This is a genomic window from Synergistaceae bacterium, assembly GCA_031267575.1.
Taxonomy (GTDB): Bacteria; Synergistota; Synergistia; order Synergistales; family Aminobacteriaceae; genus JAIRYN01.
The window spans coordinates 53443-68219 of the sequence record JAIRYN010000058.1; the positions used below are offsets into that span (position 1 = coordinate 53443).

General features: G+C 53.5%; 9 protein-coding genes. 6 read left to right on the plus strand and 3 right to left on the minus strand.

Annotation, left to right across the window (positions count from 1 at the left end; all coding sequences use genetic code 11):
• Positions 1 to 28: 28 nt before the first annotated feature.
• From LBJ36_10070 to LBJ36_10080, 3 genes are all read right to left on the minus strand, one after another.
• On the minus strand, positions 29 to 4450 hold the full coding sequence (locus LBJ36_10070) for an acyl-CoA dehydratase activase (GenBank protein MDR1379379.1): 4422 nt from the start codon (positions 4448 to 4450) through the stop codon (positions 29 to 31).
• Positions 4451 to 4561: 111 nt separating this feature from the next.
• Positions 4562 to 4963: a hypothetical protein gene (locus LBJ36_10075; protein ID MDR1379380.1), complete on the minus strand. Its 402-nt coding sequence runs from the start codon at positions 4961 to 4963 to the stop codon at positions 4562 to 4564.
• Between the two features lie 320 nt (positions 4964 to 5283).
• Positions 5284 to 7410, minus strand: a complete 2127-nt coding sequence (locus LBJ36_10080; GenBank protein MDR1379381.1) for a glutamine synthetase III — start codon at positions 7408 to 7410, stop codon at positions 5284 to 5286.
• Positions 7411 to 7602: 192 nt separating this feature from the next.
• On the opposite strand from LBJ36_10080, the gene LBJ36_10085 reads away from it, so the two are divergent.
• From LBJ36_10085 to ggt, 6 genes are all read left to right on the plus strand, one after another.
• A complete protein-coding gene (locus LBJ36_10085; GenBank protein ID MDR1379382.1) occupies positions 7603 to 9447 on the plus strand; it encodes a transporter substrate-binding domain-containing protein in 1845 nt (614 codons plus the stop codon).
• Between the two features lie 51 nt (positions 9448 to 9498).
• Positions 9499 to 10050, plus strand: coding sequence for a DUF6305 family protein (locus tag LBJ36_10090; GenBank protein ID MDR1379383.1), 552 nt, complete (start codon positions 9499 to 9501; stop codon positions 10048 to 10050).
• A 12-nt stretch (positions 10051 to 10062) separates the two neighbouring features.
• The gene (locus LBJ36_10095) at positions 10063 to 11355 is read left to right on the plus strand and encodes a TRAP transporter large permease subunit (protein ID MDR1379384.1); all 1293 of its coding nucleotides are present in this window, start codon (positions 10063 to 10065) and stop codon (positions 11353 to 11355) included.
• 219 nt (positions 11356 to 11574) lie between these two features.
• A complete protein-coding gene (locus LBJ36_10100) occupies positions 11575 to 11727 on the plus strand; it encodes a hypothetical protein (GenBank protein MDR1379385.1) in 153 nt (50 codons plus the stop codon).
• Positions 11728 to 11736: 9 nt separating this feature from the next.
• Positions 11737 to 12879: a succinylglutamate desuccinylase/aspartoacylase family protein gene (locus tag LBJ36_10105; GenBank protein MDR1379386.1), complete on the plus strand. Its 1143-nt coding sequence runs from the start codon at positions 11737 to 11739 to the stop codon at positions 12877 to 12879.
• Positions 12880 to 13022: 143 nt separating this feature from the next.
• Positions 13023 to 14771, plus strand: coding sequence for a gamma-glutamyltransferase (gene ggt / locus LBJ36_10110; GenBank protein MDR1379387.1), 1749 nt, complete (start codon positions 13023 to 13025; stop codon positions 14769 to 14771).
• Positions 14772 to 14777 lie beyond the last annotated feature (6 nt).

The following is a 14777-nucleotide window of genomic DNA, read 5'->3' on the forward strand; positions in this document are numbered from 1 at the left end:
CTCCCAGGAGAACATTCTCCATCGACGCTCACATTCTGGCCGTTCCCATCAGCAATTTGATCCGATTGAGCTGGTTGACATTGCTGGCGCTCGCGTCGTAATCCAGCGCGAGGACATTCGCGTCCCTGTAAAGGCGCTTGAGTTCCTTTATAACGCCTCTGCCGGTCACGTGGTTCGGTAGACACGCGAAAGGCTGGACGCAGAGGATATTCTTGACTCCACTTTCCATCAAGTGCATGATTTCGGCAACGAGTAGCCACCCCTCGCCGGCCTGGTTCGCGGGCGACACAAGAGCCTCGCTCCGGGACGCCAATTCACGAATGGTGGGAATTTCTCCGAAGCGAGTTCCCTTCAGGGCCTCACGCATAGGATTTCTCATACGCTCTAGAAAACCCACGCCAAGCTGCCTCAAAAAACTTGAAAACAGGCTCCTCGATATTTTTTTTCGACAACCAATAGGGTCGAAGACACAGTAAAGCACAAAACTGGCAATGTCCGAGACCACGGCCTCGCCGCCCTCCGCCTCGATCAAATCCACAAGTCGTTCGTTGGCTCCCGCGTGATACTTGACCAAGATTTCGCCTACAATTCCCACTTTTGGGCGTGGAACCGGGTTGACGGGCAAAGCGGCGAAATCTGACACCATGTGCCGCATATCGTCTTTGAAAACGGCCCATTTCCCTTTTCCAACGTTTTTGTCGCAACGAGCGACCCAATGGTTGTAAAGTTTTTCCGCGCTTCCTCGCGCGAGTTCGTAAGGGCGGGTTCCGTACAGCAGTCTCATCAGCATGTCCCCATACAACATGCCCAATAGACATCTCCAAAGAGCGCGTAAAGGAATCGAAAACTTCTCGGTTCCCTCGGCGTTTGTGTTTAAAGCGTTAGCGGCGAGAACCCTGACGCGTTTGAACCCGGCGGAGTCCAGCGCCTTCCTCAGAAGCGGCACGTAATTGCTTGCCCGGCACACCCCACCCGTTTGGGCGTAAAAACAGTCCGTCCTGTCGAGGTCGTACTCTCCGCTCGTCAAAGCTCTCAGGAACTGCCCCACAACCATCATAGAGGGGTAACACACATCGTTGTTGACGTACTTTAGGCCTAGCTCCACTTCCGCCCGTCCCCCCTCCGGGAGCACGCGGAAATCTAAGCCCTCTTTGCCCATCGCGGTCCGCAAAAAGTGGAAATGATGCGCGGAAAGAGGCGGGCAAAGGATTGTACGGACTCCCTCAGTCCGTGGTGATCGAGGGTATCGAAAATCCGAGAAAGACGGGATCCTGTCCGAATCGTCCTGATTTTCGACGCCACCTCCCTTGTTCATAGAGGCCAGTAGAGACCGAATTCTTATTCGCGCCGCCCCATTGTTTTTCCCCTCGTCGATTCGGAGCAGCGTGTGCGGCTTACCAGCACGCTGGAGCAACTCCACGACCTGGTCAGCGCTGATGGCGTCCAGACCGCAGCCGAAGGAATTTAACTGCACCATCTGCACGTTCGTGAAGTCCGAATGACGCGCAACCACCGTGGCGGCCCTATAGAGGCGGGAATGATACGCCCATTGATCCACAACGTACAAGGGGTCCATGCCCTCGATTTCTCCCGTTTTGTGGCAGATCGAGTCCTCGGTTAGCACCGTCACGCCATAGCTTGCCATCAGGTCTGGAATTCCGTGGTGGACCTCAGGGTCCAAGTGATAGGGATGCCCGGCTAGGACCACTCCCGCTCCTCCGGTTTTGCGGAGATACGCGACGGCTTCCTCTCCGTATTGCTGGACATCGGCTCTATAGATCCGTTGCGCCTCCAAGGCTTTTTTGACGGCTGCCTTCATTTCCCATGACAATGCCCCGATATGGGCGAAGGCTTCATAAAGTCCCTTCATTGTTTGGTTTTCCCAAAGCGTTTGGTTTTCCCAAAGCGAAAAACCGAAAGGAAGCGTTGGGCGTATGAAGTCCGCCTCTTTTCCTGAAACTTCCACATTGAGCGCCGCCACATCAGGATACCCGACCACCACCGGACAATTGAAACTTTGATGGGCGTCCGCAAATTCTCGGGGCGCTCGTAGAAGGACCGGGTAGAAAATTCGCTTTATGTCTCGCGACAAAAGGTCCGCCACGTGTCTGTGGACGAGCTTCGCGGGATAGCAGAGGGCCTGGGACGGGATTGTATCCATGCCCAGGTTTTCATCCGGGTGAGCGCGCGAAAGCTCCACGCGAAAACCCAGTTCAGTGAGAAACGTGAACCAAAAAGGATAGTCCTCATACATATTGAGCGCTCTCGGAACTCCAATGATTCCTCTTGGAGCTTGATTCTGGGGAAGGGGGGTATAGGTTCCAAAAAGCCTTTGATATTTTTTTTCCCAGAGATTGGGCGGAAGGTTTGCCTTTTTTTTCTTGTCTCCGATTCCCCGTTCGCAACGGCTACCCGATACGCAGCTTCGGCCGCCTCCGAAATCCGTGAAGGTCAAAAGGCACCTGTTGCCGCACCCAGCGCACCGCGAGGTGGACGTTATGCCATTCAACGTTTCGAGGCTTTTCTTATCGATCAGCTCGATCAGCCGGCTTTCTTCTCCATTATTTTTGTTGTCTCTGTCGTCATTATTTTTATTGTCTCCATCTCTCGCGAGAAGCGCTGCCCCAAAGGCACCCATGAGTTCGGAGATATCTGGACGAACCACCTCCCGGCCGGTCACGAGCTCAAAGGCTCGGAGCAGAGCGTCATTCTTGAAGGCGCCTCCCTGAACAACGATTTTCTCCCCCAGTTCCTCCGCTCCCTTCAGCTTCAGGACCTTGTACAGCGCGTTGCGGACCACTGAGTAAACGAGCCCCGCGGCAATATCGTGGATGCCCGCTCCCTCTTTTTGCGCTTGCCGGACCCGCGAGTTCATGAAAACCGTGCATCGCGACCCCAAATCCACCGGCATGAGAGATTCCTCCGCCATGAGGGCAAAGTCCTCCACCGACACTCCTTGAGCTTCGGCGAAACTTTGTAAGAACGAACCGCAGCCGGAAGAGCAGGCCTCATTCAAGAAAACGCGGGTGATGACGCCGTCGCGCACGCCGAAGCACTTCATGTCTTGGCCACCGATGTCGATGACGAACTCGACGCCGGGTAGCACGAATCCTGCGGCGCGCGCGTGAGCTACGGTCTCTACCTCGCCAATTTCGACGCCAAAGGCCGTCTGTATAAGTTTTTCCCCGTAGCCGGTGACACCACTTTTCTTAATCCGTGCCCCTTCCGGCAACTGGGAATACAAGTCCATCAGAATCTCTTTTACCGTTTCAACGGGCTCCTTCCCACCCGTCCGGCAGTATCGGGAAAACAGCAGATCTCCGTCCCGGCCGATCAAGACGGCTTTCGTCGTCGTAGAGCCGGCGTCCAAACCCAGATAGGCGTCGCCAGAGTACGAGGCCAGGCTTGTCCGTTTCACGCGATGGGCAGAGTGTCTTTTTTTGAACTCCCGCTTGGAATCTCCGTCGACGAAGAGCGAGCTAAGCACCGTGGAGGAAATGTTTCCGGTTATCTCCCCCGCCATCTCCCTCGTGGATAGAAAAGTGGATAGAAAAAAGGAGGCTTTCTTCTGAAAGTTGCCGAGACCCACCGTTTCACTTTTTTTACCGAGAATAGCCGCGCCGATGGCGACGAAAAGGTGGGAATTTTCTGGGAAAACGCTTTGCTCCCGAGATAGTTCCAGAGTCTCTATAAAACGGGCGCGAAGCTCGGAAAGGAAGTACAGAGGCCCTCCGAGAAAGGCGACGTTTCCCGATATTTTTCTCCCGCAGGCAAGGCCGCTTATGGTTTGACCGACGATGGCTTGAAAGATTGACGCGGAGATGTCCGCTTTGGCTGCTCCCTCATTCAGAAGAGCTTGAACGTCCGTTTTGGCGAAAACGCCGCAGCGCGAGGCAATGGGGTATAGGGTTTTGTGGTGTTTTGCCAGCTCATTCAGGCCGGCTGCGTCCGTTCCCAGCAACGCCGCCATCTGATCAATAAAAGCTCCTGTTCCGCCCGCGCAGGTTTCGTTCATTCTTTGATCCGCGCCGGAGGGATCGAAAAACGTCAGTTTCGCGTCCTCTCCGCCCAGTTCTATCGCCACATCCACCTCCTTTAGATATCTCCCGATGCTTGCGGAACACGCGACCACTTCCTGAGCAAAGGGAACTTCCATTCCCTTCGCTAAAGCGAGAGCCCCCGATCCGGTTACGGCGATGGTGACGTCGGAGCTATGAAAAATTTCCTGAATTTCGGACACCAATGAGCCCGTAGTCGAACGAATGTCAGCGAAGTGCCGGCAATATCGGCTATAGATCATTTGGTCATCATCGTCGAGAACGACCGATTTTGCCGTCGTGGATCCTATATCGAGCCCAATGTGTAATAGAGACAATCGTATCCTCTCCTTTCCCGCAGCGGAGAAACGGGACAGTTCTCGGTTCTCAATGGCATATTCCGTTGCGGACATATCATGCGCATCAATGGGTATAATGGGTATAACGCAATGCAACAAAAAGAAACTTCTCGGATTTGGACCAGAGAAGTTTCTTTTCGCTGATTTAAAAGCGACGGCTAGAGTCTATTTCCGCTGTACGATTTGAGTGTGGAGTCTGGAAATATTGGTGAGGTTCGCGTGAAATTTCAAAAATTCAGCATTGGAGGAAAAGCAATGAAAAATAGGGCTTCCCTGATTGAGGGTGACGGACTGCATACCCTTTCCCCTCAAAAACCGTTCGTTCACAATAACATCGGACGAACACAAGATACTTTCGTCGAATGACACGCTTCTTGGAACGGAAGTGACTTCATGGACATCTTGACCTTCCAGTCCATTGCCTTCTCTGTACACGAAATCGGGCACATCGAAGTTTCTCCCGCCCAAGACGTAGTTCATCGGTGGTTGGAGTATACCGCTTCCTCCGGCGGACACTGTTTCCCTTCCTCTGAACATGAGAACCATAAACATGATAACCATGAACACAAAAAGAAATGGCCCCATTACAGAAAAAAACTTCTCTTTTCCGCGCAAATCGTGCACTCTCCCGTCTGGAAGACATTACCCATTCGAAAACCATTGTACCATAGCCTTATAGCCTTAAGCCTTATAGCCTTAAGCCTCATAGCCTTAGAGAAAAATATTTTGTCGCGGAAAACAGAGATTTTTTCTTGGGATCTCGGACCCAAAACCCCGATACGCTGAACTTCTTTCGCAAAATCAATTTTCGCGAAATCAATGCCGGCGACTCCCCAGAGAAATCGCCGGCAAAATTTGGCTCGTCGCTTTGGGCGTTTTTTTGCCGTTTAGATCGAAAGCGATAACAGGTTCCGGTAAATGGGGTAAGGCCAAATGTCCGCGGCGATCAAAAGCTCCGCCGCGTCGCAGAACCCTCGAATGGAGTCCATTAGAGGCACAATTTCTTTCACCAGCAAATCCGCCCGTTTCCTGGCTGTGAGAGGTCCCAGCTTCTCCTTGGCCGCAGACAGCTTCTGAGCTTCCACAATCAGGCGCCCCTTAAAACCGCCCAAGTCACGGATGTATTTCTTCCACGCCGCGTCTTCAGGGAAGTCCAGCCCATCCAGAGCGGAAAGAGATTTTTTCTCCAGGATCAACTGCTTCGAAATCGCCGGCAGAACTCCCTCCCACAGCATGTCATATAGAATAGAAGCCTCGATTTCCAAAGCGCGCTCGAAGGACTCCATACGAATCTCGTGGAGCATTTCTATCTCGTTGGCCTTGAACACTCCCAAACGCTCCAGCATTTCTTTGTTTTTGGGCCGAAGAAAAAGATCAATCTTCTCAGGGATGGTCTCCGCCTCGATTAAACCCCTGCGACGAGCTTCCTTGTGCCATTCGGCCGAATAAGCGTCGCCCTCGAACAAAACGCTGGAGCCTCGTTTAATTGCTTCCTTCACGGCGTCCAACGCTACGTCTATGGCCTCGGCGCCTTGAGCCATACGAGCCTCAATCATTTCGGTCAACTGCTCCAGTCCCCAAGCCCAGATGGAGGCGAATAAAGTCACGGGAAGAGCGACGGATTGTGACGAACCTGGAGCGCGGAACTCGAACTTATCTCCCGTGAACGCTATGGGCGACGTCCTGTTCCTATCACAGTCATAGGGCGTGAGGGAGGGCAATTTAGCCAGACCGGTATCCAGCATTTCCTTGTCAGGCAAATTCAGATCGACCTTGTCCAGTTGAGACAAAAGCTCCGTCAAAGTCTGTCCGAGATAAATGCTCATAATGCTGGGAGGCGCCTCGTGCCCGCCCAGGCGGAACATGTTCCCCGCCGTGGCTATGCTGGCCTGCAATAAACTGTGATATTCCGCCACGCCCAACACCACCGCTGACAGGAAGGTCAAAAAGATCACGTTTCGCCGATGATTGCCCGTGGCCTTCAGGAGGTTGCGGCCCTCATTGTCCATTAATGAGATGTTGATGTGCTTGCCGCTGCCGTTCATATCGGCAAAGGGTTTCTCATGGAATAAAAGACGCAGGTCATGGCTCCGAGCCAGCTTGCGCATGGTCTCCATGACAATCTGGTTATGGTCACAGGCCACGTTAGCCTCAGCGAAGAGAGGCGCGAACTCAAACTGACAGCGGGCCACCTCATTGTGGCGCGTCATGATGGGAACACCCAACAGAGCCAGCTCACGCCCTACGTCGTCCATATAGGCGAGGACCCGAGGAGAAATGGACCCCATATAGTGATGATCCAGCTCTTGATCTTTCGCCGGCTGCGCTCCGATCAACGTTCGACCGCAAAAGCGGATATCCGGTCTTTGCTGCGCCCTGGAGCGGTCCAGAAGAAAATACTCCTGCTCTGGCCCTACCGTCAGGCGTACCGCGCGCGCACCCCGTTGACCAAACATCTTCAACAGCTTCAGTGATCGTTCCTCGATGGCGCTCAAAGCGCGCAGCAAAGGTGTTTTCTGATCCAGAGGGGTTCCGTCATAGGAGAGAAATACGGACGGAATACACAATGTCCCACCCTTGGCGCTTTTCACGATGAAGGCCGGGCTGCTGGGGTCCCATGCGCTGTAGCCCCGCGCCTCGAAGGTGGAACGCCGCCCCCCTGAGGGAAAAGAGGACGCGTCCGGCTCCCCCTGGATCAAATCCTTACCACGAAAAATATCGATGGGAGATCCATCCGGCGACGGCAGAGTAAAAGTCAGGTGTTTTTCAGCCGTCAACTCCGTAAGAGGGTGAAACCAATGAGACCAATGCGTTGCTCCCTTGCTGATTGCCCAATCCCTCATCGCCATAGCGATGGTATCCGCGAGGGACGCGTCCAGCTTACGACGCCCCTCCATCGCCGCCATCAATTGATCGTATACCTCACTGTTCAGCCTTTCCTTCATCGCCCTCCGATCAAACATCAACGTTCCGAAAACATCCCGTAACTTTACATATCCCTCATTCTCCGACATAATCAACACCTCCGTGGTATTTACGCAATACATTATCAATATTAAGCAGTTTTTAATGATAAATCAAGTGCTTAAATTCAGAAATAAATTACAATTAAATTATAATAAAACTGAAAAGCGAAGAAGCCCGTTTCATGACATATACTTGAGAAGATGGCTGTGGAACCCTAGGGTGGGAGGAGATCGGACGAAATGGGTAAAGAAACCGACAAAGCGACTCGACGAAATGGTTTTTTCCGGGATGCTTTTTTCCCCGCGCGAAACGATAAATGGACGAAATTGTTTCTCGTGGGTTTTTTTTCCCTGTGTGTATTCGGTTTTGTCGTTGTTTTAGAAAAAGAAACAGACGGGTCATTAGTATACCCGATTTACACCTCGTTCCGAGACGTCCCCGGTGTCACGGACGAGGAAGTCGCGGCGATAGAGGATTTGCAAAAACGGAGAAAAGGTTTTGTCTACGCGGTGACACTATCCACGGAAGCGTTTTACGAGAGCTCTGGAGATATCGGGGGGTATTCTGCGCTCTTCTGCGAGTGGTTAAGCACTCTTTTCGGAATCCCTTTCAAGCCCACGATCTACAAATGGGATGACCTGATGGACGCTATGGAATCGTTAGAAGCCGACTTCTCAGGAGAGATTAGCACCACGGAGGAACGCCGCGAGCGCTACTTCATGACCGGAGACATTGCCGAGCGTTCCGTTAAATACATGCGCCTCGCGGGAGGCGAGAGAATGTTCACTATCGCAAAGTACCGTCCGCTACGTTTCGGGTTTCTGAGAAATACTATCACTCTAGAGCTCGTTTCACCTTTCATCGAGGAAAAGTTCGAGATTTTTTTCGTAAACAATTACGAGGAAGCCTATAATAGCTTGAAAAGTGGCCAGATCGACGCCTTTTTTGGAAGCAGTGTTGCCGAAGCTGCTTTCGAGTTCTATGATAACGTGACGGTAGCCGACTTTTTTCCGTTTATCTATAACCCGGTTTCTATGGCCACAAGAAATCCCGAACTTCAGCCTATCGTTTCCGTCGTGCAAAGGGCCCTGGAAAACGAGGCCTTCTATTACCTGATCCAGTTGTACAATCAAGGATATAGAGATTACCTGCGGCATAAACTTTTCGTTCACTTGACCCAGGAAGAACAGCTCTACATTTTGGAACACAGCTCGTCGGACAACGCGATTCCTTTCGCCGCCACGTATGACAACTATCCAGTCAGCTTCTACAACGAGCGGGAAAAAGAATGGCAAGGCATCGCCTTCGACGTGATTCGGGAGATCGAGGAAATTACGGGGCTTCGCTTTGTCCCAGCGCACCATCTCCCCATCGAATGGACAGTCTTGTTGCGCATACTCGAAAAGGGTGAGGCGGCGATGATCACGGAACTCATTCGCACCAGAGAGCGAGAAGAGCGTTTCCTCTGGGCAAACAACTCCTTCCAAACCGATTATTACGCGCTCTTGTCCAATTCTCGCTACAAAAATGTCACTGCCCACGAGGTTCTCTACTCGAAAGTGGGAATCATCGACGCCACGGCCTACGCCGAGTTCTTTCGGAACTGGTTTCCAAGTCACACGAACACGTTGGTTTATTCCAACGCCATAGAGGTTTTCAACGCGTTGGAGCGAGGAGACGTAGACCTGGTCATGGCGACTCGAAATCTCCTCCTCAGCGTAACTAACTATATGGAACGACCTGGATTCAAGATCAATCTTCAGTTTGGTCGCCCTTACGCCTCTACCTTCGGATTCAACGTCAGGGAAGAAGTCCTGAGATCCATCGTGGACAAAGCGCTGCCCCTGATCGATACCGCAGTGATCACGGGACGATGGACCCGAAGGGTGTTCGACTACAAAAGCAAAATACTCGAGGCGCGAATACCCTGGCTGGTCGGTCTCGCTATCACGCTCTTCTGCGTGATCGTTCTTCTGACCTTGGCACTCTTGGCTCGCCTCCAGACGGAAAAGCACCTGAAGGTGATGCTCCGGGAGCGAAGAAAGGATCTGGAGGCTCATGAAGTCTTCCAAGATAAAATTTAAGCTATAAACTTAAGCTATAATCTGTAATATCCTTTCGGAGGTGTTTTAAAAATGAGAAAATTTCTTTCTGTTTTCCTGGCGTTGGCGTGTGTTCTCCTGCCAACGAGTATCGCGTTTGCGGCGGAAGTCGCCATCACGTCCGTGGGGCAAAGCCCTGACGGTATGATGGTAAGGGTGTTGACGAAAAGACTCGGTATTGAAACCGATTATGACGCCCTGATGAAAAGCGGTGCGATCGGGACAGACCTTAAGGTCCTGATTACGGTGATCGGGGGAAGCTCCAAGGGACTCGGGGCGGCCGGAATCGACAAGGAGGAAGAGATAGCGCGCGCGATCGACCTTATCGAAGCGGCCAAGGAGAAAAATGTCAAGGTGCTCGCCATGCACGTTGGCGGGGAAGGCCGAAGGGGCGAACTCTCCGACCTCTTTGTGCGCGCCGTCGCGCCGCTCGGAGATCGCGTTGTCGTGGTGAAGTCGGGAAACGCCGACAATCTTTTCAGAACTCTCAAAGCGGCGGAGGCTGATCTGATCGAGGTCGAAAACATTCAAGCGGTCGCGGCCCCGCTTGAAGCGACCCTCAAAGAATGGAACGCCGCGAAGTAAGGGCGCGCCGTCATGGATTGGTTCTGGCCTGAAGGACTCTACACGGTCGCGATGATCGCGACTTTTGCTCTCGGAGTTTTCACGCTGAAGCTCCCTGTAGCAATATCAATGGCCGTCTCAGCCGCCATTGGAGCGCTGTTCGCGGGGTTCGGCTTTCCACTAAGACACTTGGTGGAAGGGATGTTCGGCTACCTGGACACAATCCTAATCATCGCGACAGCGATGATTTTCATGAACACCGTTCAGTCCATAGGATTGATGGAAGCCGTGGCGGCTTGGATTATCAGGCGTTTTCGCGGTTCTCCGTTTTTGCTCATTTGCGGGGTCATGTTTCTGGTCATGTTGCCCGGAATGCTGACGGGTTCCTCCACGGCCTGCTGTCTCACAACGGGGGCGCTCGTCGCTCCCGTATTGATTCGACTGGGAGTCCCCTCGAACAAAGCGGCGGCGTTTATCGCTATTGGAGCCGTACTCGGCATGATCGCGCCCCCAATCAATATCCCGGTGATGATTATCGGTGGCGGCATCGATATGCCCTACGTCGGTTTCGCTCTGCCCTTGCTTGTGGCGACGGTTCCTCTGGCCCTCCTCACGGCCGCTATTCTGGCGTATCCTTCGCTACGAAAGCGGGAAAGGATCGACGAGGTGGAGTTGGAGCGCGAGCTCGAACGGATGGAAAGCGCCCGCCTCAGTCCTCGGCTCTTTCTGCCGTTCGTCGTCCTGATCGTCCTCATGACCGGCGAACAGACTTTGCCGGGAGTTTTTCCGTCGCTTGGAATGCCTTTACAGTTTTTGATCGCGTCGGCTTCCGCGTTTCTGACCGGGAGGCAATGGAACGTTCTGGAATCGGCGACGGAGGCGGTAAAGGACGCTATTCCCGTCTTGGGCATTCTGATGGGCGTGGGGATGTTTGTGCAGATCATGACGCTTACGGGGGTGCGGGGCTTTGTCGTGGTTTCGGCCCTTTCCATCCCGTCCTGGCTGCTCTACGCGAGCATCGCGCTCACGATCCCGGCGTTTGGGGCCATTTCGTCTTTCGGAGCGGCTTCCGTGCTGGGTGTCCCGTTCATTCTGGCGCTTCTGAGCCGCGATCAGATCATAGCGGCCTCTGCCCTCTCGTTAATTGCCGGGCTGGGAGATCTGGTGCCGCCTACCGCGCTTGCTGGAATATTCGCCGCACAGGTGACCGGAGAAAAAGATTATTTTGTGGTTCTCCGGCAATGCGTAGTCTCCGCGGTTCTCATCGCCGCGTGGGGAATTGGGCTTATCGTCTTCGCCAACCCCCTGGCGGCGTTTTTGCGCTAACCAGGGCTGCGGACCCTGGAGCTGTTATTGGGGGCGATAACCCCCGGATCCTTTTTCACTGTTGTAAACCGGGACTACAGCGGCGCTCGTGGAATTTTTCTATGAGTTTTGCGAGATTCAGCTTTTTCTTTGGCTTTATAGTCAAAGAAATACTATGCGAAATATATCTACTCGTTATAAGTAGGTATTAGTACGCTGAAAGGATTGGTTACTTATCAAATGGGCGTTATGACTTTGGTCTATAGGGGAATCGTAGCTCTTGTCCTGTTTTTGACGGTTCGGTGCTGTTTTCAGGAGAAAGACTTCTGGAAGCAGGCTACAGCAGCCCTTGTCGTTATTCCTCTTCTGCTCCGGCTTTTTATGATCAAATAGCAGACGAACATGAATTTCGAGCCTAAAGGCAATAAATTTACCGCGTGTTTGCTTTTAGCCCTGGCCATTGGTGTTTGCTTCCCAGTCGGACATGAATTTGATGTCAATTTAACGAAAGACGCCGTTGTTCCAGCGGAAGGGTTCCAGCAGAAAATGCTATCAGAGTACTTTGAAGGGCTGAAGGGCAGCCCTATGGACACTCCTGTTTTTGTCCAGCAAGGACTCGAATCCGGAGGTAGCGTCTTCATTCTGGGAGGGACGCACCCCAACGAGCCATCGGGATACATGACGGCCGTGGTTTTTCTGGAAAACGCGCGGGTCCTCAAGGGACGGTTGTTCATCATTCCATTTGCCAACATGAGCGGTTTTTCAAATACCCTCGCTCAAGAAGCCTCTCCGAACCGAATCCATTTCACGTTGCCGGACGGGTCGGCCCGTTCGTTCCGTTATGGCTCGCGCGACACGAGTCCCATCGACATGTGGCCGACGCCGGATATCTACATTCACAAAGCGTCTGGACAGGAATTGGCCGGCAACGAGAGTAAAAACCTGAATCGCGCGTACCCAGGAGACCCCCAGGGAACTCCGGTGGAGCGCCTGGCTTACGGCATCATGGAACTATTGCGCAAGGAGAACATCACCTTGGCGTTTGACCTGCACGAGGCATCCCCGGAGTATCCTGTGGTCGAGGCCATCGTCGCCCACGAACGCAGCATGGAATTAGCCGCCGCCACCACAATGGAGCTGATTGGGCTGGGAATAGAGATGCGCCTCGAACCCTCGCCGAAAAATTTGCGCGGATTGAGCCACAGAGAATGGGGCGACGCCACGGAGACGATGCCGATTCTGATGGAAAGCGCCAACCCTAGTCAAGGACGCCTGCGCGGACGGACAGACGAAGCTCTGGTCCTGACTGGCGTCGATAAGGCCTACCGAAAGGCCGCTGAGCTGAAACGCCTTTTCGTGCCCTACGACGAAACAGGGAAACCCCTGAATCAGCGAGTCGCTCGCCACGTCGCTTCGATAAAAGCGTTCTTGGAAATGCTATCGCTTTTGGACGATTCCAACGGTGTTTCCATCGAAAACGTGCCGGGTTACGGTGACATCATCGAAAAGGGGGTGGAAAGTTACCTGAAGCCCCTGGACTCATAGAGCATAGCCCCTGGACTCATAACTGAGGAGCGGCAGCGGTAACGAGGTCTGGGACCCGCGGTCCCAGGAATTTTTCAATGTGAATTTTTCAATGTGAATTTTGTGAATTTTTCAAATGTGAATTTTTCAATGGAGGTGTTCTGATGATGAAAAGATTGATGTGTGTGGGAACGGTGTTTCTTACGGTGTTTCTTACAGTGTTTCTTTTAGTGTTATTGGCGACTACCGGAGAAGCGGCCAACGCCCCGATTGTGTTCGATGATGTGATTGCCGAAAGCGGGATGGTGGCCGCGGCCAACCGCCTAGCTTCCGAGGCGGGGGTCGAGATTCTGAAAAAGGGCGGGAACGCCGTGGATGCCGCCGTCGCCACGGCGCTGGCTCTCAACGTCGTCGAACCGAACGCGTCCGGCATTGGCGGCGGTGGTTTCGCCACGGTCCGCCTGAAGGACGGGAAAATTTACTGCTGGGACTTCCGCGAAGTCGCGCCCGCTTCCGCAACAAAGGATCTTTTCTCCTCAGAGCAGTCCAGAAAAGAAAAGTGGTCCGAGATCGGAGGAAAGTCCATCGGGGTTCCAGGTTCTGTGGCGGGGCTTTTCACCATGCTTGAAAAGTACGGTACGATGACGTTCGCTGATGTCGCGGCCCCCGCGATCCGCTTGGCCGAGGAAGGGTTCCAAGCCGACGCCCTTTTAGTGTCGATGGTGAAGGACAACTTTGAGAAAATCAGCACTTACAATCCTGAGGGAACCCCCTACACTCCCGATGGCCTGCCGCTGGAAGAAGGACAGCTTTTACAGCAACCGAAGCTGGCGGCGACTTTCCGCTTGCTCTCGGAAAACGGGCCGTCCGTATTTTATACCGGCCCCATCAGCCCAGCCATTGTCGCGGCGGTCTCCAAGGCGGGCGGCGCTATGACAGCGCAGGACCTCGCGAACTACGCGATCACGGAGCGCACGCCCATCACCGGGACCTACCGCGGATACACGGTCGTTGCCCCTCCTCCTGCTTCCAGTGCCGGAACTCACATCGTTCAGATACTGAATGTTATGGAGAATTTTCCCGTCGGAGAATGGGGACACAACAGCGAGTGTTTCCTTCACTATCTCGCGGAAACGAGCAAAATGATGTTCGCGGACCGTTCCCGCTACATGGCGGATACCGCCTTCGCCAACGTCCCCTTGAAAGGGCTGACGTCCAAAGCCTACGCAAAAACGCTGGCCGACAACATAGACGATAAATCGAAAACCGAGATAGCCCCAGGAGATCCCTTCGCCTTCGAGGACGAAAAGAAGACCTCTCACGCTCCGGCCGGCGAACATAACGCGCACCAGTCCACGACGCACTTTTCCGTGCTGGACAAGGATGGAAACATGGTGGGTTGGACGTGGACCATCAATTACTTCTTCGGCAGTGGCGTCTTCGTGCCCGAATATGGTTTCATGCTGAACGACGAGATGGATGATTTTTCTGGCGATCCAGAGAGCGTGAACGCTCCGGAACCAGGCAAACGTCCCCTGTCTTCTATGACTCCAACGCTGGTGCTGACACCCGAAGGGGCGCCTTTTATGGCCCTGGGATCTCCCGGCGCGACCCGTATCATTCTGGCGGTGGCGCAGATCATCATGAACGCGGTAGATTTCGGCATGAGCATGGACGAGGCCATCGAAGCCCCGCGTATCTTCAACAGCGTCAGCGGTGGCAAAGCGGGGAAACTGATGATCGAGGCTGGAATTGACGATTCCACCCTGGACGCGCTGAAGCTGCGAGGACATGACGTAGACCCGCGCCCAAAAGACCTCTATTTTGGCGGAGCGCAGGGCATTATGCTGAAAGACGGCAAGATTATCGGAGGCGCCGACTCTCGCCGCAACGGAGTAGCCGTGGGATACTGAGTTATT